This window comes from Pseudoduganella sp. GW821-FHT12E03 (assembly GCF_058807115.1).
Genome location: NZ_JBXAQJ010000013.1, coordinates 74,252 through 97,162, shown reverse-complemented (window position 1 = coordinate 97,162; position 22,911 = coordinate 74,252). Strand labels below are relative to the sequence as shown.

Here is a 22,911-nt window from a genome sequence, read left to right as displayed (position 1 = left end):
ATTTAGCACTTTTCGTATTTCCAATGGCGCGATTTCCCCTCGGCGATCCATGCCAGCGCCTGTTCCATGCGCCGCACGCGCGTCGCTTCCGTCTTGGCATCCTCGAGCCACTCGACATAGTCGCGTTGTTTGCTGGTGCTAAAAGCCGTGAAATGCTCCAGCGCGGCCGGCGACTGTTCCAGTTGCGCAATCAGGTAGTCCGGCACCGTCAATTCACGCGGCGTGGCCGGCTTGGCGCGGGCCGGCGCCTTGACGCCGTCATCGTTGAGCTTCATGGCCTTCTTGATGTACGACGCCAGCGTGCGCTGGGACGGCAAGTCCTTGACGGAGGTAATGCGGCCGAACTGGCCCATGGCGTCCTTGCCCTTGTCATCTTCCGCCGCTATCAGCAATTCGCCTTTCCAGAAACCGAACGCACAGTGCGCCTTGAACGATGCCATGCTGCACAGCATGCCCTTGTACTGGAAATGCGGAAAGCTCCACTTCATGGTTTCTTCCACGTCGGGACAGGTGTCATGCACGACCGCGCGGATGTGTTCGAGGATCGGTTGCGCGAATTCGGCCGAGGCGGCGATATAGGCGTCGATGCGGGGATCCAGGGTGGGCATGGCGGTATCCAGTCAGGGGGTATTTGCAGAAATATACTGAAGGGGCTTTCCGACGTCCAGCCTAATGCCTGCTAGGATATCGCTGATTAGCACATGGTACGATTCCACATCGGTAGCACCGCACGGGGCGCACATGGACACGCACAGAAAGCTCTATGTCATTTCCGATTTGCACATCGGCGGCGAATACGGTGATCCGAAGCACGTCAGCGATCGTGGTTTTCGGATGTGCAGGGCCGTTCCCTTATTGGCGGAGTTCGTGTGCATGCTGCACCGCAGGCACACTCAGGACGGAATTCCGGTTGAATTGGTGATCAACGGAGATTTTGTCGACTTTCTCGCGGAAAAGTGGGACGACGCCGGACCTTGGTATCCATTCATCCCCGACGGTCAAGCCGCAGCAAGCCGCCTTGCGATGATGATCCGCCGTGATCGGCCTTTTTTTCAAGCGCTTGCCAAGTTCATTGCTCATGGACACAGCTTGACCATATTACTCGGGAACCACGACGTTGAATTGTCATTGCCATTGGTCCGCGCCACTTTGTTCAGCGAACTTGGTGCGGATGAGCGCTGCGTCCGCTTTATCTATGACGGTGAAGCCTACGTGACTGGTAACGTGTTGATCGAGCACGGCAATCGCTATGATGGATTTAACACGGTCAACTATGATCGGCTAAGGCGTATGCGTGCCAGTCAATCCCGTGGCGAGGAAATCAAGCAGGATACGGTGTTCAATCCCCCATTGGGCAGTCTGCTTGTATCTGCTGTGATGAACCGCATAAAGCCACGCTACCCCTTTATCGACTTGCTCAAGCCGGAGACCGAGGCCGTTTTACCGATTCTGCTGGCCTTGGCGCCAGAATATAGAATCCACCTGTTATTTTTGGCCTCCCTTCATGCGCGCTCTTTCCTCCATCGTCCGACAGCGGCCGGTCGACCACAACAAAAGGGTGAGGTCAATGGCTCCCGCGCAGGGAAGGCGTTGTTGAAGTCGGTGTTGCTAGAGCGGCATATAGCGCCAGCGGCTGTGGAGCGTTATCTGGACGAGTCGATGCCTGAAGAGGGCGGTATGGGTGCGACCCGACATCGTGGTGAGATTGCAGGAGGGCTGCATAGGTCAGCTTGGGGATACTTGCAATTACTTGTTGCGGGAAAATCAAAACCGCTGAGTCAACGCATCAGTCCGCTCATGACGGCCTTGCAAGCCGGTCGACATGACTATTCATTCAACATGGACACGGAGTTGCCAACCTATCGGGAGCCAGCGCGAAATCTGCTGAAGCGTGGATTTGACGTTGTGGTCTTCGGCCATACGCATCTCGCGAAGGAAATTCATATGGAAGAAGGGACATATTTGAACACCGGCACCTGGTGTGACCTCATCCGCTTTCCATTTGAGTTGCTTGATCTGCCTCCGCAAGAGGCGCAGAAGGCGCTTGAGAACTTTGTGCGCACCCTTGAGCACGGGGACGTGCAAGACTACATTGAATTTCGCCCAACCTTCGCTGAGATTGAAATTTTCGCTGATGGACGAAAGCCGGCAGCTCAGATAAAAACGTTTTCTCCAGATCAAGAATAATAGCCATGGAACCCACAGGATTCGAGCAGGGCATTGCGTCTGTCCAGGCGGGAACAAACGATGGCACCGCATTTCTGATCGCGCCAGAATATGCCCTGACCGCCTGGCATGTTGTGGCCAATCCAATTGGTTCGGAGTACTGCTCACACCTTGAGCGAATCACCCTTCATTTTCATTGTGCTTTGTTGAATAAGGTCGCACCAGCCAAAGTATGTGGCGGAAATGCAAAGGACGACTGGGCGCTGTTACAGCTTGAAGCGCCCTTGCACGACGTTCAACCGCTCCCGTTAGGTAGCCTGCGTGCATCGTACCAAGGAAAACAATGGATTTCGTATGGCTATCCCGACCTTCGTCCAGATGGCATGCACGTTGGTGGCACGATCACGGCGTGCTGCAATTCCGCGCAAATGAGACGATTGCACCAGTTGTTCTGCCGTGAGCTTGGCGCATCTCATGGACACCGCTTGACGGGAATGTCCGGGGCACCCTGCATCGTTGAAGGTGTCGTCGTCGGCATCTTACGTTTAGAAGTAACAGCGGATCAACCAGTATGGGATGGCGACGCAGGTGCATTATCCCAAGAGGTAGCGGTCGGCGGAACGATGTTTGCATGTCCACTGGAATATGTGACACGGAACGATAGCACTCAACTCCCTCCCATCTGCCCGCTTCCCGGCGACGAACAAGAGCAGGCCTTTGATACTTACCGTAAGCTGCTATCCAAGTTCTGTCCGTCGCGTTATCGCTCCCTCTCGCTGAGTGGGCGCCATCAGGATCATTATGTCAGTCCCACCGTCCGGACGGGCCACGGGGACATCGCTTCAGTGCAAAGCCTTTTGGCAAAGTCGACAACACCGGACGGCAAGGTCCGCATAATCTTGCAAGCCCCTCCCGGAGCCGGGAAAAGCACATTTCTCCGGCGAGTCGCGTCAGAGTTGTGCACGTCGCTTTTGCCTGGCTCACATGAACAAGGAGCATTTTTTCCCCTACTGCTGTCGTTACGAAGCATCGCGAGTGCGTCACATGGCAGTTTAGAAGATACGCTGTCAAACACCTTGGCAAATTCAATGGAGGTGTTGCTCACGCGGCGGCTGCCCGCTGGCTTCTTGGAGCATTGGCCGAACCGATTTCAAATTCGCTGGCTCCTCCTCCTTGATGGCCTTGATGAGGTACCTAAGGAGCAACGCGAGGCGGTACATGCGATTATCCTCCGTGTTGCAGAAAACTATTCTTTCATTGTAGCGACGCGTCCCGTTGAGTTGGGTTTTGAATTTAATCGATTCGACAAGGGGGAGATATTGCCGCTGGACGACACTCAGCAGGCCGTACTTATCGGCAACCAGATGAACGAAGCGGAGTCCGAAAGTTTCCTGCGCTGGAATTCTGAACGTGCACTCAATGCTATTTTGGGCAATCCCCTCTTGTTAAAACTGTCAATGGACGCGTATGCGGATCCGGAAATGCGGAATGGCAGCCAATCCATGCGGCGTACAGCTTCATATGAGCATTTTGTCAACGCTTGGTTATCGGAGGCTAAAGGCAGGGGCCTCGCCACAGACATGGGGCGGGAATTGGCCGACGTGTTTGAGGACGCCTTGGAATATCTTGCGGCCGAAATGTTAGATAGCAAGGATATGATCGAATATCCGGCTGCCCTCGTTGCGCTGGGCAATTTTCTCACCAATGATGTCGGATACACACGGATCCTCGCAAGGCGTACGGCAGAGCGATTGTTTGACACAGTTTGCAATCGATCCGGACTCATCGTCGCCGATGGAAGCAGGATCAATTGGATACACCAGTCATTTTGCGAGTATATGACTGCACGTAAGCTCGCGCGGCTGCACGAGCCAACGCTAACTTCCTGTGCGCTCATTCAAGAGTTAGTCAAGCAAAAAAAGGAAGCAGTAGCACTCTTCGTTATGGGACTCTGGGCGGAGTCCAATGATATCGTTCCGATTTTGCACGCGCTATCGCTGCTGCAGGATCGGCGAACTATTGATCTCATTATCGAGATGGTGCAGGATGGGTTCAGCCGCCGCGACGAGTTTGCTGTAGAGTTGTTCGATCTGCTCGCACCAACTGCCTATATTGACGCAGTCAACGGTGACTCGGCTCTCAAGTGCCATAGTCGGCACCTTGCTCCAATAGGTCAGATTGGCCGATTGGCTAATCTGCCGATTCTCAAGGAGCGGCTTGATAACTTGCGGAAATTACTACTTCAATTGGCGGACGCTGGCCGTGCCAGTGGTGTTATTTGGGACCTTACGCACATCACTGCCGACGAACACCTTGCCAGCTTCCTTGCCGATGCCGACCTAAAGCCCTCCTCTCACGTGCAATTCGAAATTGCAAGTCGACTGATGTGGTCGACTGTCCAGCACCGGGCTCGCGACATCGCCACACAATGGTCTTATGCCACGCTTGAAGATCCGAATTTGCCAGACTGGAGGATTGACCGAATACTGAAGAGTCTTTCCGATTTGAGGACCGACGACTTGCTGCATCCGTTGTTGAGTAATCCTCGGATACCGGCCTCGGTTCGCTCCCGTATCCCGGCGCTGCTCAGGAACTCCGGTTCCATTGACCAATGCGCTGCGCTGGCAGACTTGGAACCGGAGGTGCGCGCCGCATTGGAGAAGGTGAGGAGTTTATCCGAAATCGAATGCAAGCAATTCGAAGAGAACTCTGCCATGACCGATCTATTGCATGCGCAAAATTGGCAAGATGCCGTGGCGCTCGCCTTGGACCCGGCTACTAAATTGCAGGCCCGCGAGCTCGCGTTTCATCAGTTATGCGTAAATTCACGTCACTGGGAAGCGCTAAAGCTGTTACAGACCGGTTTCTTGACAGCCGATTGCTGCATACAAGGTGTGCAGAATCTATTGCATGTCGAAACAAAAACGCAGTGGCGTGCCGGGCTACTCCCGATCCTTGCAGCACTCCCTGTCCCATCCGACGCTCGCCTGTCGCGGGATCTTATAGAACTACGAATTCAACTCCGTTTTTCACTCAACCGGCATCGCGAGGCACTGCCCGACCTGAATGAATTGGTTCGGCTATATCCTTCCGATTCAAATCCATGGGCTGATCGTGGCTGCGCGTATTGGTGCGCTCATCGCCCAATGAAGGCGTTAGTCGACCTGAACGAATCACTAAGGCTGGATCCCAATTCGGATTGGGTACTTCTACGAAAAGGTGCCGTACTTTGGGAACTTGATCGTTACGACGAAAGTGTTGCCTCTATTGTGCGTGCTTTGGGAGTTGACCCCTACGCAAATGGAACCGAAATTCACAACTCAAGCGTTTGGGCGTTGAAATATCTTGCTGACAGCTTAGTGCAATGCAATAGAGTGGGGGAGGGCATTGCGGTTTTTAACGAAGCACTTCGCCTGAACCCGCTGGACGCCGATGCCATCCGTTGGCGTGGCGATGCATTCTTCCAACTTGGCATGTGGCGAGAATCACTGAGCGACTATCGGCAAGCCAAACTCATCATGCCCTGTGAAGACCACAGGAAATCGAAGCGCGCGCAATGCCTTCTACTAATCGGTGACCTTCACGCTGCGGGAAAATTATTTGCAAAGATTCTGGTGCGCACCCCTTCGGACGAATCCGCCCTCGGCTTCTCAGTGGGGATTAATCTCGCATTGGGTGACAAGGCGGCAGCTCGAAGCCAAGCAGCGAATTTGTTGGAAGCTAATACCAGTGAACCTTGGTATCTTTACCTTGCTGGCCTGGTCGAGTTGGCTGACAGTGACCATGCGCGGGCGCAGGTACTATTTAGCAAATCGTTAGAAAGGACCGATGAAGCGTTGAAGCAGGAGCGAACTTGTTGTTTACAATCCAATCGAGCATTAACCCTGCTCGTCCTCGGCTGTACCGACCTTGCGGCGCAGGAATACCGTGACTTACTCGATCACGACGATATTCAGCATCTCTATCAATTTACCTTACCAGAACTCTGGATGCTCCAGCGCATCGTTGAACCAAGGCCGTACATAAAGGCGCTTTACATTGAGTTACTGGAGAAACTAAATCAACGCCGCGAACATTTACAGCAAGGAACTCGTATACTGCCGGATTCATGGGCGAAATTCGTACAAAACTATGTAGTACCCATACGGCAGGCTCACAGGGAAATTCCCATTCAGATAACCGAGCCGCAACGTTATACATACGGGACTTATTGCAGTCTTCCCAACATTCCAGGATTGGAACGGGAGAATGAGCAAGCTAGTGCATTACTTGCTCAATATGCTGGCCTCGAGCCAACCCTTGCCCTCCTCAGTTTGGATTGGAAAACTGACATGTTTTATGGGCAATGCAATTTCAAGATCAGAGTTGTAGATGGCCATGCGTACAAATTTTGTGACCGCCTACGCACCTTTGTTGAGGGGCAACTAGGTGAAATCATCCGGGACTTCGACCTGAAGTGTGTGATCTTTGATCAGGGAGTGGCATACCAGCGCGTGAAAGGCTATGCGTCCCTCCGAAAATGGAATCTGGAATGCCGCCTGATCGTTGCGCGGTAGCGGTAGGTTCTATGCCGTGACCGGACAAACTGATGTTCCCAACTGTGAGTTGCCAGCCGAATGTGCCATTTAAAAAAAGGCCCGGTTGCCCGGGCCCAAGTTCACACACTTGATTGTTTAAGTTTGATAACTAAGCTGGATTACTCAGCCGGATACCGCTTAGAAGTGGTACTCCACGCGCACCATCGGGGTTTTCGCGAAGGCGCCGGAACCTGCCGCGCCCTTCGAGTTGTTGCCGAACTTGTTGCGCCAGTATTGGTATTCCAGGCCGGCTTTCAGGCTGTTTGGCTTCATGCCCAGCGACGGGCTCAGGTCGTACATGATCTGTGCGTCGATGTTGGTTTCCGGCTTGGTCGGGCCGCCGAATTCATCTTTGCCTTTGGAGGCGATGAAGTTGGCGTAGCCTTCGAACGAGAAACCGCTGCCCAGCGGGATGCCCCACGATGCGTTCAGCATCGCGTGGGTGTCATACGAGTAGCGGCTCTTGACGCCGACCGGCTTATTGCTTTCCCACAGAGCCAGCAGGCTCACGTTCAGGAAACCAGGCACGTCGATCATCAGGGTCGGACCGGCCACCAGCATGTGTTTTTTCGATGCGTAGAATGGATCGTTCTTGGTGTTCCAGTCAAAGCCGGCGGTGATGCCGACGCCGCGCACCGGGCCGAACTTGATTGGCGAGCCGCTGATGGCGCCGATGTCGAAGGTGTGACGGTACAGGACGTAGGCTTCCTGTGCGCTGGCGTCGGTGCTGTCCGATTCCAGGAAGTCCACGTTGAAGTAGTCGCTGCCGTACTTGTTGCCGCTCGCGTGGGTCACATTGACGATGTGCTTGTCGATGTCCTTCGGATTGAACGGCTCTGCAAACTTGGTGCCATAACGGTAACCGATCGAGGTGTCGGACCAGTCCGCGGCACTCGCTTGCTGCATGCCGGTGGCGAATGCCATGGCTGCGATGGTGCCGGTGGCTGCTACTCGTAAAGCTTTGTGCATCTTACGTCTCCCTTTGTTTGATCTATGGTTTTTAAGGTCTTGGAGGCCCGATTATGTCCGCCCGTTTCATGGTTGTTATCCATCAAGACATATATCCGACAGTGCTCTGCCGTATATGATTTTCATACCGGGCCTCCAAACGGAGCCTGTCAATTCAACCGAATTCAATCGAAAAGAAAGCGAGACACTCTATGGGCAAGCTGAGCACCCACGTTTTGGACATCACGCAGGGCAAGCCGGGCGCGGGCGTACAAGTGAAGCTGTACCGCGTGAACGGCGTTGAGAAAGTGTTGGTAAAGTCCGACACCACCAACGCCGATGGCCGTTGCGACGTGCCGCTGCTGCAAGGCGACGAAGTCAAGGCCGGTAAATACGAACTGGTGTTCGGCGCGGGCGACTACTTCGCGGGCCAGGGCGTGAACCTGCCATCGCCGCGCTTCATCGATGAAGTGGTGATCGCCTTCGGTATCGCCGATCCGAACGCCAACTACCACGTACCGATCGTCGTGTCGCCATGGGCGTACTCGACCTACCGCGGCAGCTGATTTTCGCGGGGATCCAATGAACAAAGGGCGCTTGATGCGCCCTTTGTTTTATTTACCGTTACTCAAAGCAGGAAATCTCGAGTTCCCGCAGCGCCGGATTGGCGCCGGCAATGGCCGCCTTCAACGCTTTTAAATCCTGGAACACCAGCGCATCGGCCGTCACGTTGGCGCGCATTTCGTCATGCGTGGCGCCCATGCTGGCGGGCTTCCTGCGGGCCGGCCAGTCGACGCCATACACTTTTGGATGCCGCACTGGCGGCGCGGTGGACGCCAGCGCCACCGACGTGGCGCCAGCCAGGCGCGCCAGTTGCACAATCTCGCGTGTGCTGGCCGCGTCGACAATCGCATCTTCCACCAGCAATATGCGCTTGCCCTTGAATTCGGCGCCGATGGTGTTGACGCGGTGCGACACCGGCTTGCGCACCACGGCCGATGGCGGCAAGTCGAATGCGCGGCCCGGATAGCGGTTCTGTATAAACCCTTCACGGTAAACCAGGCCCAGTCGCAAGGCCAGCTGGATGGCGGCGGGACGCGCGATGTCGTCAAACGGCATCACCACATCGATGGTGCTGACGTCGAGCTGCGCACGCACCTGTTCGGCCAGCAGTTCGCCCAGCCTTAAACGCGCCGCATACACCGAGGCGCCATCGATGATGGAATCGGGCCGCGCCAGGCTGACAAATTCAAAGGCGGAAGGGCGGGCGCCCTGTTGCACGGACAGCTGGCGCGCATGCAGTTCGCCATCGAGGCTGACATACACCGCTTCACCGGGCGCCACATCGCGCACGTAACTGAAGCCCATGCCTTCGAGCGCGACGGATTCGCTGGCAAACATGTATTCGTTGCCTTGATTGGTGGTCCGCACGCCGAGGCACAGCGGGCGGATGCCTTGCGGATCGCGGAACGCGAGGATGCCATGTCCCGCCACCTGCGCCACGGCGGCATAGGAACCTTGCACGCGGCGCTGCAGGCAGGCGATGGCGGTAAACAGCATGGCCGGCGCCAGCGATTCGCCCTGGCTGGCCGCATGCACTTCGTGCGCCAGTACGTTGAGCAGCACTTCCGCGTCGGACGGGGTATTGATATGACGCCGTCCCGTCACCGATAATTCGCGGCGCAGCGCGTCGCCATTGGCGACCTGGCCGTTATGGGCCAGCGTGATTCCGTACGGTGCGTTGACATAAAACGGTTGCGCTTCCTCGTCGCAGGACGGGCCATAGGCGGCGCAGCTGCAATGGCCGATGCCGGCCCGGCCGCGCAGGGTGCGCATGTTACGGGTGCGGAAGACATCGGTGACCAGACCGTTCGCCTTGTGCATGGCGAACACGCTGTCGTTGTCGGTGGCGATGCCTGCGGCTTGCTGGCCGCGGTGCTGCAATAACAGCAGCGCATCGTAGAGGGTTTGATTAGCAGGGGCGTGCGTCAGCACGCCGACGATGCCACACATGGTCGGACTCCTGGAATGTTACAAACGAGACAGTACCGCGCGCCGCACTGCACAAGGTAGGGCTGGTTTCAGATAATGGCCATATATACACTCATATGAGCGGGCGAATCATCGGTGATAACTTCTTATGGCATGTGGTGACAGACTCGCCTGGCCATGCCGACCGACCCACCTAACACTAATAATCATGACCATTCAACAACAAGAGACAACCATCAAGGCGTTCCGCGCCAGCATTTTGCACTTCACTGCGGATCCAGCGTTCAATGACAATGCCTACAGCTGGTTCGAAGACGGCCTGCTGGTGGTCGATGGCGACCGCGTCAAGGCGGCCGGCGACTACGACAAGCTCAAAGACACGCTGCCGGAAGGGACGCAAGTGCGCGATTACCGTGGCAAGGTCATCATGCCGGGCTTTATCGACACCCACATCCACTACCCGCAGACCGACATGATCGCGTCGCCGGCGCCGGGCCTGCTGCCATGGCTCGATACCTACACCTTCCCGACCGAGCGCCAGTTCAAGGACCCGCAACACGCACGCGGCGTGGCCGACTTCTTCCTCGATGAACTGACCCGCTGCGGCACCACCACCGCGATGGTGTTCTGTACCGTGCACCCGGAATCGGTGGACGCCTTCTTCTCGGCCTCCGAAGAACGCAACCTGCGCATGATCGCCGGTAAGGTCATGATGGACCGCAATTGCCCGGACTTCCTGCAAGACACCGCGGAAACCGGCGCGCGCGAGAGCGAAGAGCTGATCAAGCGCTGGCACAACAAGGGCCGCCAGCTGTACGCGCTGACCCCGCGTTTCGCGCCAACCTCGACCGAAGCGCAAATGCAGCTGTGCGGCGAACTGGCGCAACAGTATTCCGACGTGTTCCTGCAAACCCACGTGGCGGAAAACACCGATGAAGTGGCATGGGTGAAATCGCTGTACCCGAACGCGCGCTCGTACCTGGACGTGTATGACCACTACGGCATGCTGCGCCCGCGTTCGATGTATGCGCACTGCGTGTGGCTGGACGATGAAGACCGCGCCCGCATGGCCGCCACCGGCGCCGCCGTGTCGATGTGCGCCACCTCGAACCTGTTCCTGGGCAGCGGCCTGTTCGACTTCGCGCAAGCCGACAAGCAAAACGTCACGCTGTCGCTGGCGACCGACGTGGGCGGCGGCACGTCGTTCTCGATGCTGCAAACCATGAACGAAACCTACAAGGTGGCGCGCATGGGCGGCACCTACATGCCGGCGCTGCGCATGTTCTACCTGGCGACCCTGGGCGGCGCCCGCTCGCTGCAGCTCGAAGGCACCATCGGCAACTTCGCGGCCGGCACGGAAGCGGACTTCGTGGTGCTCGACCCGAAAGCCACGCCACTGCTGGAACGCCGCACCACGCGTACCAACAGCCTGGAAGAATTGCTGTTCGCGCTGGCGCTGCTGGGCGACGACCGCACCGTTGCCGCGACGTATTCGGCCGGCAAGCAGGTGCACCAGCGCGGCGAATAAGTACTGACTTTTGTCAAAGAAGCGGGCCGGTATCCCACGGGATATCGGCCCGTTTTGCGTTAAGCCAGTAATAAGTTGAAAATGTGGTTGAAATGCTAACATCGCTATTCTTCTTTTATGCAGAGGCGACGCATGCAGCATTTACCGGAAAAACGCATTACCGCCATCGATGGCCAGAAACTGGCCTACGGAATGGCGGGGCAGGGCGGTCCCGCGATCGTGTTCATCAATGGCGCGGGCGGCCCGATGGAAGGCTGGTTCCGGCTGTTTCCCGGGGTGGCGCAACTGGGACAGGTGTTCATTTACGACCGCCCCGGCGTTGGCGGCAGCGGCAAACCGGTGGCGCCGCAAACGGCGGAACTCGGTGTGCGCCAGTTGCGCGCCTTGCTGCGCCAGGCCGGCGTGCCGGCGCCATATGTGCTGGTGGCGCATTCGTTTGGCGGGCTATATGCGAACCTGTATGCGCGCCTGCATCCGCAAGAGGTGGCCGGCGTGCTGTTCCTGGAAGCGGCGGCGCCAGAGGACGTGGGCGCCATGAAGGCGCATGCCGGGCCCGTGGCGCGCTTCATCAACCGGGTGCTGAACGCGTTCGTCAAACCCGATCCGAACGGGGAAGTCGCCAACGAAACGCAATCCGTGGCGCAAATCCATGCGGCGCCGCCTTTTCCCGCGATTCCCGTCACCGTGCTGTCCGGCGCCAAGCCGCCGCCCGGCTGGGCCGCTTCCGGCGATGCGCTGGCTGCCCGTGAGCGCAGCCAGCAAGCGCTGGCGCTGCTGTCGCCGCTGGGGCGCCGCATCAAGGCGGCGGGCAGCGGCCATTTCCCGCAAATGTCGGAGCCGGAACTGGTGACGGATGCGATTGCCGCATTGGCGGCCGTATCGCGCGAACGCGTGTGACGGACTGGCTCAGTGGCAGGCGGCCAGCGGCCGCTTGCCGCCTGCCGCCTGCGCCACTTCCGCATCCAGTGTCTCCAGGTGGTGCGGCAGCCACAGCCCCAGGTCCCGCAGCGCATGCGCCGCCGGGGTGCCGATGCCGCGCTGTAGCGCCGAGATGGCATGGTGCAGGTTCAGCAGCACCCGTGCATGCTGTTCGCGATATACCGCCACCCTGGTGTAGCCAAGCGCCTCCAGCACGGCTTCACTGGCGCGGAAATCGTCTTCCAGCCGGTCCACCAGCACGCTGAACTCGTGCGGGAAAGTCTGTTTTTGCGAACCGGTGGTACGGAAGATCTGGTCCAGCAGGGCGGTATGCAACGGGTCGTACGTCAGGCGGGAATTGGCGGTTGGGTTGGCGGTCGGCATGCTGGGCTCCTGTGGGTGATTGGTGTGCTCCAGTGTGCAAGGTGGAAATGTTGGACGGCGTGATGTGGATCAAACTTTCCCATCTGAAATGAAAAATGCCGCTGCGGGCCATTCGGCGCGCGCCACGCTGCATTTAAGCAAAGAATTCCCCGATATTTTGACCCCGATCAAATTATCGCGATGACTTGACGCCCGCGCTGGACTACCTTGAATGACATCCCACTCAAACGGAGTCCCCCATGCGCGCGCTTGTTTATGAAGGTCCCGGCCGTCCCGTCCTGAAGGACAAACCCATGCCGGAACTGGCGGGGCCAACCGACGCCATTATCCGCATCACCCACACCACCATTTGCGGCACCGACTTGCACATCCTCAAAGGCGACGTGGCCGATTGCCTGCCCGGCACGACGCTGGGCCACGAAGGCGTCGGCATCGTTGAGCAGGTTGGCGGCGCGGTCCGTAATTTCAGCGTTGGCGACCATGTGCTGATTTCCTGCATTACGTCGTGCGGCACGTGCGAATACTGCCGCAAAGCCATGTATTCGCATTGCGCCAGCGGCGGCTGGCTGCTGGGACACAGGATCGATGGCACCCAGGCGGAATATGTGCGGATTCCGCACGCCGACACCAGCCTGCATCACATTCCGCCCGGCGCGCAGGAAGAAGCGCTGGTCATGCTGAGCGACATCTTGCCGACCGGCTTCGAGTGCGGCGTGTTGAACGGCAAAATCCAGCCGGGTGGCACGGTTGCCATTGTCGGGGCCGGCCCGATCGGGTTGGCGGCGCTGATGACGGCGCAATTCTTTGCCCCGGCCGAGGTCATCATGGTCGACCTCGACGAACACCGGCTGGCCGTCAGCCGCCAGTTCGGCGCCACCCATACGGTGCGCGCGGTGGGTCGCGCGGCGGAAATGGCGGTGCTGGAACTGACCGGCGGGCGCGGCGTCGATACCGCCATCGAAGCGGTCGGCATTGCCGCCACGTTTGAACTGTGCACGGCCATCATTGCGCCGGGCGGCACGGTGGCCAACGTCGGCGTGCACGGCGGCAAGGCGGAACTGGACCTGGCGCGCCTGTGGTCGCACAACATCACGATCACCACGCGGCTGGTGGACACCGCCGTGATCCCGCAATTGCTGAAAGCCGTGCAGTCAAAGCGACTCGACCCGTCCACCCTGATCACGCACCGCTTTGCGCTGGAAGACATCGGCCAGGCGTACGCCACATTCGGCGATGCGGCCAAGACCGGCGCGCTGAAGGTCATCATCACCCCGGGCGGAGCGCCCGCATGAGCTGCCTGCTGGGGTACGAATGAAGGCGGGCACCGTTGCCAACGCGCAGCGCATCGTCATCATCGAAGGCCACCCTGATGCCGGCGCGCGCCACTTTTGCCACGCGCTGTCCGATGCCTATGAAGCCGGCGCACGGGAAGCGGGGCACGCGGTGACCCGGGTCGACATCGCACGGCTGGACTTCCCGTTGCTGCGTAGCCAGCACGATTGGGAGCAGGGCGAGACACCGGCCGTGTTGTTGCCGGTGCAGCAGGCCATCGCCGGCGCCACCCACCTGGTGCTGGTGTTTCCCCTGTGGCTGGGCGACATGCCGGCGTTGTTGAAGGCGCTGCTGGAACAGGTGGCGCGCCCCGGCTTTGCCTTCCGGGCCGAAGGCGGCAATCCCTTTGCGCACAAGGCGCTGGCCGGGCGCAGCGCGCGCGTGGTGGTCACGATGGGCATGCCGGCCACGATATACCGCTGGTATTTCCAGGCCCACGCGGTGCGTTCGCTGGAACGCAACATCCTGGGCTTTGTCGGGATTGCGCCGGTGCGGCGCACGCTGATCGGCATGGTTGGCAAGCTCAACCCGCAGCGCGCGCAGCGCTGGCTGGCGCGCATGCGCGCGCTGGGCGCGGCGGCGGAATAACGCCTGTCGTCCGGGGGACGGCGGCTGAACATGATCGGAGCAGGCATGACCATACGTAACCTCAAGTATTTCTTTGCACCGCAATCGGTGGCGCTGATCGGTGTCTCGGAGCGCGCCGGCAGTGTCGGCGCCACCGTGCTGCGCAACCTGCTGCAGGGCGGTTTTCAAGGCGCGCTGTATCCGGTCAACCCGCATCACGCCGAGATGGCGGGGTTGCCCTGCTATGCGTCGATTGGCGAACTGCCGCAGGCGCCCGAGCTGGCGGTGATCTGCACGCCGCCGGACGCCGTGCCCGGCGTGGTGGCCGAACTGGGCGCGCGCGGCACGCGTGCCGTGATCGTCATGACGGCGGGCCTCGATGCGCCGGCCGGCGGCGGCGCCACCTTGCGCCAGGCCATGCTCGATGCGGCGCGGCCGCACCTGCTGCGTATCCTGGGGCCCAATTGCGTCGGCCTGCTGTCGCCCCATGCGAAACTTAACGCCAGCTTCGCGCCCTGCGATGCGCGCCCCGGCCGGATCGCGTTTATTTCGCAATCGGGCGCGATGGTGACCGCCATGCTGGACTGGGCCGGTGCGCGCGGGATCGGCTTTTCCGCCTTTGCGTCGCTCGGCGATTGCGCCGACGTCGATGTGGCGGACATGCTCGATTACCTGGCGGGCGACGCGCAGACCGATGCGATCCTGCTGTACCTGGAAGGCATTGGCAACGCGCGCAAATTCATGACCGCGGCGCGCAGTGCGGCGCGTGGCAAGCCGGTGCTGGTCTTGAAGGCGGGGCGTGCGCCGGCCGGGGCGCGCGCGGCGGCCACCCATACCGGCGCGCTGGCCGGCGCCGACCTGGTGTGTGAAGCGGCGTTCCGGCGCGCCGGCATGCTGCGCGTGCGCAGCGCGGAACAGTTGTTCGAGGCGGCCGCCACACTGGCGCTGTCACGGCCGGCGCGCGGCGGGCGGCTGGCCATCGTCACCAATGGCGGCGGACTGGGTGTGCTGGCGGTGGACGCCATGATCGACGGCGGCGGCGTCCCCGCCGTGCTGGGCGAAGAAGCCATTTCTGCGCTGGGCCAGGGTTTGCCGCGTACCTGGTCGCATGCGAATCCGGTTGACATCATCGGTGACGCCCCGGGCGCGCGCTACAGCCATGCGCTGGGCGTGCTGCTGGCCAGCAGCGACGTGGACGCGGTGCTGGTGCTGCATGCGCCGACCGCCATCGTTTCCAGCGCGGAGGTGGCGCGGGAACTGGCGCCGCTGGCGGCGGATGCCGGCAAACCGGTGCTGTTTTGCTGGATGGGCGGCGCCGTGGCGGGCCAGGCGAGGGCCATCTTCGCCGAGGCCCGGCTGCCGCAATTCGAGACACCGGAATCGGCGGTCGAAGCGTACCTGCAAATGGTGCGCTATGCGGACAGCCAGCGCCTGCTGCTGGAATCGCCACCGCCGCTGCGCGGCCCCGGCGTTGACACCATGACGGCGCGCGCCCTGGTGCGCGGCCTGCTGGCGCAAGGCGTGGCCACGGCGCCGGAAGCCGAAGCCAAGGCGATCCTGTCCGCCTATGGCATTCCCACGGTGGAAACGCGCGTGGCCCGCGACACCAATGACGCGCTGGCCGCCGCGGCGGAGATCGGCTACCCGGTGGCGGTCAAGCTGCGCTCGCCCGATGTCACGCACAAATCCGATGTCGGCGGCGTGGTGCTCGACGTGGCGGGACCACAGGCGCTGCTGGCCGCACTCAATGCGATCGGCACGTCGCTGGCGTTGCGTTGCCCCGAGGCGCGGCTGGAAGGCTATACGGTGCAAGCCATGGCGCGCCGGCCCCAGGCGCGCGAATTGATCGTCGGCATCGGCGCCGATCCGCTGTTTGGCCCGGTGGTGCTGTTCGGCCATGGCGGCGTCGCGGTGGAAGCCATTGCGGATCAGGCCATCGGCTTGCCGCCGCTGAACCGGGTGCTGGCGGCCGACCTGGTGTCGCGCACCCGGGTCGCGCGCCTGCTGGGCGCGGTGCGGCAGCAGGCGCCGGTCGATATGGATGCGCTGTGCGACGTGCTGGTGCGGGTGGCGCAACTGGCGGCCGATATTCCCGAGATCGCGGAGCTCGACATCAACCCGCTGCTGGCCGATGCCGGCGGCGTGCTGGCGCTCGATGCGCGCATCCGCCTGCAACCGGCCGCCGGCGCGCGGCTGGCCATCATGCCGTACCCACAAGACCTGGTGAAAATCCATGCGTGGCGCGATGGGCACATCGTGATCCGCCCGATCCGGCCGGAAGACGGCGCCGCCCATGTGGCGTTCTTCCGGGCGCTGAGCGCGGAAGACATCCATTTCCGCATGTTTACCGCCGTTAACGTGCTGAGTCCGGCGCAGCTGGCGCGTTTCACGCAGATCGACTATGCGCGCGAAATGGCGCTGGTCGCGGTGCGCCAAACGGCTGGCGGGGAAACGGAAACGCTCGGTGTCGCGCGGGTGGTGGCCGATCCGGACAATATCGACGGTGAATTCGCCGTGACCGTCCGCTCGGACTTGAAGGGGCAGGGGTTGGGCCGCATGCTGATGCAGCGGCTGATTGAATACAGCCGCGCCAGCGGCCTGCAGGCGATGACTGGCGTGGCGCTGCATGACAATGAACGCTTGCTGGCGCTGGCGCGTTCGCTGGGCTTTACCACTGGCCACGCCGAAGACGGTGCGGTGCCGCTGCGGCTGGCGCTGTAGCCAGTGCGCGCCGCAAACCACAGGCCGCTAGCCCCGGCCCGCTAAATGCAGGCCGCTAACCGCAGGCCGCTAGCAGCAGGCCGCCAGCGTGGCGCAGGCTGAAAGCAGGGCAGCCATGGCGTCGGCCGAGACAGGTTTGCTGTACAGGTAGCCCTGCGCATAGTCGCATTGCAGCGAGGCCAGGAAGTCGCGCTGCACCTCGGTTTCCACACCTTCGGCCACGACCGCCAGCTGCATGCTGTGCGCCAGCGCGGTCACAGCAGTGGCAATGGCGGCATCGTCGGTGCTGCCGGGGATGTCGCTCACAAACGAGCGGTCGATCTTCAAGACATCGATTGGAAAGCGCTTCAGGTAAGCGAGGCTGGAATAACCGGTGCCGAAGTCGTCGATGGCCAGCCGCACGCCCATGTCACTGAGGCGCTTCAAGGTTGCCACCGCGCTGTCGGGGCGATCCATCAACACGCTTTCGGTGATTTCCAGTTCCAGGCAACCGGCGTCGCAGCCGGTATCGTGCAGCGCCTGCTCCACCATGGCTTCCATGCCGGCCTGCCTGAACTGGCGCGCGGACAGGTTGACCGCGACGCGCAGACAGCCGAGCCCGGCCTGCTGCCAGGCCACTTGTTGCGCGCACGCCGTGCGCAGCACCCATTCGCCGATGGGCACGATCAGGCCGGTCTCTTCCGCGATCGGGATGAACTCATCGGGTGTGATCATGGCGCGCCCCTGCGGCTGCCAGCGCAGCAAGGCTTCCACACCGGTGATGGCGCCTGTGGCGAGGCTGTATTGCGGCTGGTACAGCACCAGCAGTTCGTGCCGCTCAATCGCGTGGCGCAAGTTGTTTTCCAGCGTCAGGCGATCCAGGGTCCGGGCATTCATTTCCGGTGAGTAGTATTGATAATTGCTGCGCCCGAGCGCCTTGGCCTGGTACATGGCGGCGTCGGCGTTCTTCAGCAGTTGCCTGGCATCGGCCCCATCTTGCGGAAAGACACTGATACCGATACTGCAAGACAGCGCAATTTCGTGGCCATGGATGAGCATGGGACGTGACACCGCGTCGAGGATGCTGTGGGACAGGATGGCTGCCGGCGTTTCGTCATGCAAATCCGACAGGGAGACCACGAATTCATCGCCGCCCATCCGCGCCACCGTGTCGGTTTCGCGCACGACGCGCTGCAGGCGGCGTCCCACTTCAATCAAGACACGGTCGCCGGCGTCGTGACCCAGGCTGTCATTGATGGTCTTGAAGCGGTCCAGGTCGAGGAACAGGACCGCGGTGCAGCGCTGCTGGCGGCGCGCACCGGCAATCGCGTGGTCGAGCCGGTTCAACAGCAGGCTGCGGTTGGCCAGGCCCGTCAGCGCATCAAAGTTGGCCATCCGCACCAGGTCTTCCTCATAGCGCTTGCGCTGTGAAATATCCTCGATCACGGTCACGGTGCCGCCATCCGCCGCGTGCATCGGCGCAAAGGTCGCCTTGACCCACACCGTGCCGTCATCGCGGCGCCGGAACAGGAATTCGTAGGGTTGCGGACTGGCCTCGCCGGGCTCGTGCCGGCCAAGGGGAATCAGGGTGTCACGCCGCCGCTGCAGCAATTCCTCCTCGGAAAAACCCGACATATCCAGCATGGCCTGGTTGACAGTGCGCACCCGTCCTTCACCGTCCGCCACGATGACGCCGCACGGCAGGCTGCTGATGATTTGCTCCGAATATTCCTTGAGTTCGATGATCTGGCGGCGGCCGCATTCGATGTAGGTGTCCAGCGCCAGCGCCATGTCGAAGCTGGCGACTTTGCCCAGCGCCTGCAGCGCCGGCACAATATGCGCAGGGGTCTCCGCCAGCAAGTGCTGGATCAGTGCCGCCAGTTCGCTCAAGTATTTGCGGTAAGCGCCGATGTACCAGATGGGTTCCAGCCCGCAATAGTGATGCACCAGCCCGATGCGCAGGCGGTTTTGCACGTAATCGGCGCCGATTTCTCCCTGTGTCAGGCGTTCGAAGTACGCGACATGGGATTTTTGCAGGCGTTGCGCCACTTGCGGGTCTGCCAGCATGGCGCGCAGTGCAGGGAATTGGCGCAGGTGGGAATAAAATGCTTCAATCACCGTATCCAGGTGCGGCTTCAGCAGCGGGCTGACCGCACGCAGCGCGGCAAGGTCGTCAGGCTGGATATCGAGGTAAGCCAGGCGTTCGGCGATCGCTGTGGCTGGCGGCGTCATGCTGGCGGCCAGTTGGTCTAAATTGGGAGGCATGCTCATGGCTTGGGGATGCCGGCGTTGCGCCGGCAAGTAGACTTTTAAGCCACAAGTCTAGATGTAGTTCAATGGTGAATTGATTGATATATATCAAGAAATCGCGAGATTTCGGTGAGGTAAAAGGCCGCCGCGGCAAAGCGGCGGCCTTTTACCTCATTACTGCGGCCAGATCTCCGCCAAACGCAGCAGGTTGGTGGTGCCCGGCTGGCCAAACGGCGTGCCGGCGGCAATCGCCACCTGGTCGCCCGGCTTCACGAAGCCTTCGGCCAATGCGGTGCGGCAGGCGGCCGCCACCATCTCATCCACCGTGTAGACGTTGGCGCTGACGGTGCTGTGCACGCCCCAGGCCAGCGCCAGGCGGCGCGCGGTTTCCAGGTTCGGTGTGATCGACACGATCGGCACCAGCGGACGTTCGCGCGAGGTGCGCAGGGCGCTGTGGCCGGACGTGGTGTAGGCGATCGTCGCCGTCACACCCATGATTTTCGTGACGTCGCGCAGCGCCGCGCTGATGGCGTCGCCCTTGTTGGCGTTGGCTTGCTGCGTCACGTCGCGCTGGGCTTCGATCAGGGCAGGGTACAGCGGGTCGCGCTCCACTTCGGAAATGATGCGGTTCATCATCGCCACGGCTTGCACCGGGTACAGGCCGCTGGCCGATTCGGCCGACAGCATCACGGCATCGGCGCCTTCATAGACCGCGTTGGCGACGTCGGACGCCTCGGCGCGGGTCGGCACCGGGGCGGTGACCATCGATTCCAGCATTTGCGTTGCCACCACCACCGGCTTGCCATGCTTGCGGCACAGGCGCACGATGCGTTTTTGCACGCCCGGCACGCGCTCAGGCGGCAATTCCACACCGAGGTCGCCACGCGCCACCATCACCGCGTCGGAATGTTCGATGATTTCTTCCAGGCGCTCCAGCGCCTGTGGTTTTTCCAGCTTGGCCAGCACGCCGGCGCGGCCTTTCACCAGTTCTTTCGCTTCGATCACGTCTTCCGGACGCTGCACGAACGACAGCGCGACCCAGTCCACGCCCAGTTCCAGCGCGAACGACAGGTCGCGGCGGTCTTTTTCCGTCAGCGCGGGAATCGGCAGCACGGCGTCCGGCACATTGACGCCCTTGCGGTCCGACAGCACGCCGGTGTTGACCACTTGCGTACGGATGAAATCATCGCCGCTGTCGGTGACTTTCAGGCGCACGCGGCCATCGTCGATCAGCAGCGCCTGGCCGGCGCGGACCGCTTCGAACAATTCCGGGTGCGGCAGGCAGACGCGATGCTCGTTGCCCGGTTCCGGGTTGCGGTCCAGCGTGAATTCCGCGCCGGCCTGCAGGGTAACTTTACCGCCGGCGAACTGGCCGATACGCAGTTTCGGGCCTTGCAGGTCGGCCAGGATCGCGATAGGGCGGCCCAAGTCTTTTTCGATGGCGCGCACCACGTCGTGGCGGGCTTTGTGGTCGGCGTGGCTGCCGTGGCTGAAGTTGAAGCGGAACACGTCCGCACCTTCTTCAAACAGGGCCTGGATGACGGCGCGGTCAAAGCTGGCGGGACCCAGGGTGGCTACAATTTTGGCTTTACGTTCACGGCGCATGATGATTTTTTTCTTGGACTGATATGTGAATGTCCGGCCTGAAGGCCCGGCACCCATGTTTCAAAAGTACAGGCGTAAAAAAAGCGGGGCAGCGCCCCGCTTTTAGTGGCACAAATTAACCTTGTGCGATTTTGTGGTTGGACATCAGTTCGATGGCCTGGCACAGGGCCGAGTGGTCCAGGCCGGACAGGCCGTTGGCCGCGCAGGCGTTCATCAATTCCTGGGTGGCCGAGGTATTCGGCAGCGATACGCCCAGGGCCTTGGCGCCTTGCAGGGCCAGGTTCAAGTCTTTCTGGTGCAGCGAGATGCGGAAGCCCGGGTTGAAGGTACGTTTCACCATGCGCTCGCCGTGCACTTCCAGGATACGCGACGAGGCGAAACCGCCCATCAGCGCTTCACGCACTTTGGCTGGGTCCGCGCCGGCTTTCGAGGCGAACAGCAGGGCTTCGGCAACCGCCTGGATGTTCAGCGCCACGATGATCTGGTTGGCGACCTTGGTGGTCTGGCCGTCGCCGTTGCCGCCCACCAGGGTGATGTTCTTGCCCATCAGGTCGAACAGTGGCTTGACGGTGTCGAAGGCTTCCTGTGGACCACCAACCATGATCGTCAGGCTGGCTGCCTTGGCGCCCACTTCGCCGCCGGACACTGGCGCGTCCAGGTAAGCGCAGGACTTCTTGTTGATCTTCTTGGCGAATTCCTTGGTGGCGATCGGCGAGATCGACGACATGTCGACCACGATCTTGCCAGCGGTCAGGCCTGCGGCGATACCTTCTTCCGAGAACAGCACTTCTTCCACGTGCGGGGTGTCCGGCACCATCAGGAAAATGATGTCGGCGCGCTTGGCCACTTCGGCAGCCGAGGTGCACACGGTGGCGCCGCCTTCGACCAGCGTTGCCGGCGGGTTTTTAACGTCGTGCAGGTACAGTTTGTGACCGCCGGCTTGCAGGTGGCCAGCCATTGGTGCGCCCATGATGCCCAGGCCGATGAATCCGAGTTTTGCCATGATAATTCTCCTAGAATTTATTTGGATAACATGGGTGCCGGGCCTTCAGGCCGGGCATCCACATTTAATTGAACATGGGTGCCGGGCCTTCAGGCCGGGCTTCCACATATCAGGTATTACGAAGCCAATGCCTGACGCCAGCCCAGACCGTCCACGGTGCCGTTCTTCGGCTTGTACTCGCAGCCAACCCAGCCGTCGTAGCCGATTTCATCCAGGTAGTTCAACAGGAAGCGGTAGTTGATTTCGCCGGTGCCTGGTTCGAAGCGGCCAGGATTGTCCGCCAGCTGGATGTGCTTGATGACGGACAGGTTGTTCTTGATGGTGTTCGCCAGCTCGCCTTCCATGCGCTGCATGTGGTAGATGTCGTACTGCAGGAACAGGTTGTCCGAACCGACGGCTTCGATCAGGTCCAGGCCCTGTTTCGTGCCCGACAGGAAGAAGCCCGGAATGTCGAAGGTGTTGATTGGTTCAATCAGCAGCGGGATGCCGGCGGCTTTCAGTTCTTTCGCGGCGAACTTCAGGTTGCGCACCAGGGTGTCTTGCGCTTTTTGTTTTTCCACGTTGGCCGGCGGAATGCCGACCAGGCAGTTGATGCGCTGGGTTTTCAATACTTTTGCGTAGCGGATCGCTTGTTCCACGCCTTGCTCGAACTCGCCAACGCGGTCCGGCAGGCACGCGATACCGCGTTCACCGCCTGCCCAGTGGCCGGCCGGCAGGTTGTGCAGCACCATCTCCAGCTGGAACTGGTGCAGTTTTTCAGCCAGTTGCTCCGGCTCGAAATCGTATGGGAACAGGAATTCGACCCCCTTGAAACCGGCGCGCGACGCGGCGCTGAAACGGTCCAGGAAATGCAGTTCATTGAACAGCATGGTCAGGTTGGCGGCGAACTTTGGCATGTCTTGTATCCTTTTTTTGTTTCGTCTGGTGTTGCTTGCAGGGGA

General features: G+C 60.7%; 16 protein-coding genes. 8 read left to right on the top strand and 8 right to left on the bottom strand.

Annotation, left to right across the window (positions count from 1 at the left end; genetic code table 11):
- Positions 1-2: 2 nt before the first annotated feature.
- Positions 3-608 (bottom strand): YdeI/OmpD-associated family protein, encoded by a 606-nt coding sequence (locus tag AC1RRC_RS27935; RefSeq protein WP_493058899.1) that lies wholly within the window; start codon positions 606-608, stop codon positions 3-5.
- A 133-nt stretch (positions 609-741) separates the two neighbouring features.
- On the opposite strand from AC1RRC_RS27935, the gene AC1RRC_RS27930 reads away from it, so the two are divergent.
- Both AC1RRC_RS27930 and AC1RRC_RS27925 read left to right on the top strand, forming a co-directional pair.
- Positions 742-2,187 (top strand): metallophosphoesterase, encoded by a 1,446-nt coding sequence (locus tag AC1RRC_RS27930; RefSeq protein ID WP_493058898.1) that lies wholly within the window; start codon positions 742-744, stop codon positions 2,185-2,187.
- A 5-nt stretch (positions 2,188-2,192) separates the two neighbouring features.
- A complete protein-coding gene (locus tag AC1RRC_RS27925; protein ID WP_493058896.1) occupies positions 2,193-6,722 on the top strand; it encodes a trypsin-like peptidase domain-containing protein in 4,530 nt (1,509 codons plus the stop codon).
- Positions 6,723-6,881: 159 nt separating this feature from the next.
- Here the strand turns inward: AC1RRC_RS27925 and AC1RRC_RS27920 are convergent, their stop codons facing one another.
- Entirely contained in the window at positions 6,882-7,712 is an 831-nt protein-coding gene (locus AC1RRC_RS27920) for an outer envelope protein (protein ID WP_493058895.1), read from the bottom strand.
- Positions 7,713-7,903: 191 nt separating this feature from the next.
- On the opposite strand from AC1RRC_RS27920, the gene uraH reads away from it, so the two are divergent.
- The gene (gene uraH / locus AC1RRC_RS27915) at positions 7,904-8,257 is read left to right on the top strand and encodes a hydroxyisourate hydrolase (protein WP_493058893.1); all 354 of its coding nucleotides are present in this window, start codon (positions 7,904-7,906) and stop codon (positions 8,255-8,257) included.
- A 58-nt stretch (positions 8,258-8,315) separates the two neighbouring features.
- Here uraH and purF read toward each other — a convergent pair whose 3' ends face one another.
- Positions 8,316-9,704: an amidophosphoribosyltransferase gene (gene purF / locus AC1RRC_RS27910; RefSeq protein WP_493058892.1), complete on the bottom strand. Its 1,389-nt coding sequence runs from the start codon at positions 9,702-9,704 to the stop codon at positions 8,316-8,318.
- Between the two features lie 187 nt (positions 9,705-9,891).
- Between purF and guaD the strand changes: the two genes are divergently transcribed.
- Both guaD and AC1RRC_RS27900 read left to right on the top strand, forming a co-directional pair.
- Positions 9,892-11,211 carry a guanine deaminase gene (gene guaD, locus AC1RRC_RS27905; protein WP_493058891.1) on the top strand — a complete coding sequence of 440 codons (1,320 nt, stop codon included), beginning with the start codon at positions 9,892-9,894 and terminating at the stop codon, positions 11,209-11,211.
- Between the two features lie 132 nt (positions 11,212-11,343).
- Entirely contained in the window at positions 11,344-12,108 is a 765-nt protein-coding gene (locus AC1RRC_RS27900) for an alpha/beta fold hydrolase (protein ID WP_493058890.1), read from the top strand.
- A gap of 9 nt (positions 12,109-12,117) precedes the next feature.
- Here the strand turns inward: AC1RRC_RS27900 and AC1RRC_RS27895 are convergent, their stop codons facing one another.
- Positions 12,118-12,513, bottom strand: a complete 396-nt coding sequence (locus tag AC1RRC_RS27895; protein ID WP_493058888.1) for a hypothetical protein — start codon at positions 12,511-12,513, stop codon at positions 12,118-12,120.
- A gap of 239 nt (positions 12,514-12,752) precedes the next feature.
- Between AC1RRC_RS27895 and AC1RRC_RS27890 the strand changes: the two genes are divergently transcribed.
- The 3 genes from AC1RRC_RS27890 to AC1RRC_RS27880 are packed head-to-tail and all read left to right on the top strand — an operon-like array spanning position 12,753 to position 17,133.
- The gene (locus tag AC1RRC_RS27890) at positions 12,753-13,805 is read left to right on the top strand and encodes a zinc-dependent alcohol dehydrogenase family protein (protein WP_493058887.1); all 1,053 of its coding nucleotides are present in this window, start codon (positions 12,753-12,755) and stop codon (positions 13,803-13,805) included.
- Between the two features lie 19 nt (positions 13,806-13,824).
- Positions 13,825-14,433: an NAD(P)H-dependent oxidoreductase gene (locus AC1RRC_RS27885; RefSeq protein WP_493058886.1), complete on the top strand. Its 609-nt coding sequence runs from the start codon at positions 13,825-13,827 to the stop codon at positions 14,431-14,433.
- Between the two features lie 45 nt (positions 14,434-14,478).
- Entirely contained in the window at positions 14,479-17,133 is a 2,655-nt protein-coding gene (locus AC1RRC_RS27880) for a bifunctional acetate--CoA ligase family protein/GNAT family N-acetyltransferase (RefSeq protein ID WP_493058885.1), read from the top strand.
- Between the two features lie 69 nt (positions 17,134-17,202).
- On the opposite strand, the gene AC1RRC_RS27875 is transcribed toward AC1RRC_RS27880, so the two are convergent.
- From AC1RRC_RS27875 to hyi, 4 genes are all read right to left on the bottom strand, one after another.
- Positions 17,203-19,377, bottom strand: a complete 2,175-nt coding sequence (locus AC1RRC_RS27875) for a putative bifunctional diguanylate cyclase/phosphodiesterase (RefSeq protein ID WP_493058884.1) — start codon at positions 19,375-19,377, stop codon at positions 17,203-17,205.
- A gap of 159 nt (positions 19,378-19,536) precedes the next feature.
- The gene (gene pyk, locus AC1RRC_RS27870) at positions 19,537-20,967 is read right to left on the bottom strand and encodes a pyruvate kinase (protein ID WP_493058883.1); all 1,431 of its coding nucleotides are present in this window, start codon (positions 20,965-20,967) and stop codon (positions 19,537-19,539) included.
- Between the two features lie 115 nt (positions 20,968-21,082).
- A complete protein-coding gene (glxR, locus tag AC1RRC_RS27865) occupies positions 21,083-21,970 on the bottom strand; it encodes a 2-hydroxy-3-oxopropionate reductase (RefSeq protein WP_493058881.1) in 888 nt (295 codons plus the stop codon).
- Between the two features lie 116 nt (positions 21,971-22,086).
- On the bottom strand, positions 22,087-22,866 hold the full coding sequence (gene hyi / locus AC1RRC_RS27860) for a hydroxypyruvate isomerase (protein WP_493058880.1): 780 nt from the start codon (positions 22,864-22,866) through the stop codon (positions 22,087-22,089).
- Positions 22,867-22,911: the final 45 nt, after the last annotated feature.

Bases quoted from the DNA above. Each gene is read 5' to 3' on its own strand.
- AC1RRC_RS27935 (WP_493058899.1), bottom strand. From the start codon at position 608: ATGCCCACCCTGGATCCCCGCATCGACGCCTATATCGCCGCCTCGGCC.
- AC1RRC_RS27930 (WP_493058898.1), top strand. From the start codon at position 742: ATGGACACGCACAGAAAGCTCTATGTCATTTCCGATTTGCACATCGGC.
- AC1RRC_RS27925 (WP_493058896.1), top strand. From the start codon at position 2,193: ATGGAACCCACAGGATTCGAGCAGGGCATTGCGTCTGTCCAGGCGGGA.
- AC1RRC_RS27920 (WP_493058895.1), bottom strand. From the start codon at position 7,712: ATGCACAAAGCTTTACGAGTAGCAGCCACCGGCACCATCGCAGCCATG.
- uraH (WP_493058893.1), top strand. From the start codon at position 7,904: ATGGGCAAGCTGAGCACCCACGTTTTGGACATCACGCAGGGCAAGCCG.
- purF (WP_493058892.1), bottom strand. From the start codon at position 9,704: ATGTGTGGCATCGTCGGCGTGCTGACGCACGCCCCTGCTAATCAAACC.
- guaD (WP_493058891.1), top strand. From the start codon at position 9,892: ATGACCATTCAACAACAAGAGACAACCATCAAGGCGTTCCGCGCCAGC.
- AC1RRC_RS27900 (WP_493058890.1), top strand. From the start codon at position 11,344: ATGCAGCATTTACCGGAAAAACGCATTACCGCCATCGATGGCCAGAAA.
- AC1RRC_RS27895 (WP_493058888.1), bottom strand. From the start codon at position 12,513: ATGCCGACCGCCAACCCAACCGCCAATTCCCGCCTGACGTACGACCCG.
- AC1RRC_RS27890 (WP_493058887.1), top strand. From the start codon at position 12,753: ATGCGCGCGCTTGTTTATGAAGGTCCCGGCCGTCCCGTCCTGAAGGAC.
- AC1RRC_RS27885 (WP_493058886.1), top strand. From the start codon at position 13,825: ATGAAGGCGGGCACCGTTGCCAACGCGCAGCGCATCGTCATCATCGAA.
- AC1RRC_RS27880 (WP_493058885.1), top strand. From the start codon at position 14,479: ATGACCATACGTAACCTCAAGTATTTCTTTGCACCGCAATCGGTGGCG.
- AC1RRC_RS27875 (WP_493058884.1), bottom strand. From the start codon at position 19,377: ATGCCTCCCAATTTAGACCAACTGGCCGCCAGCATGACGCCGCCAGCC.
- pyk (WP_493058883.1), bottom strand. From the start codon at position 20,967: ATGCGCCGTGAACGTAAAGCCAAAATTGTAGCCACCCTGGGTCCCGCC.
- glxR (WP_493058881.1), bottom strand. From the start codon at position 21,970: ATGGCAAAACTCGGATTCATCGGCCTGGGCATCATGGGCGCACCAATG.
- hyi (WP_493058880.1), bottom strand. From the start codon at position 22,866: ATGCCAAAGTTCGCCGCCAACCTGACCATGCTGTTCAATGAACTGCAT.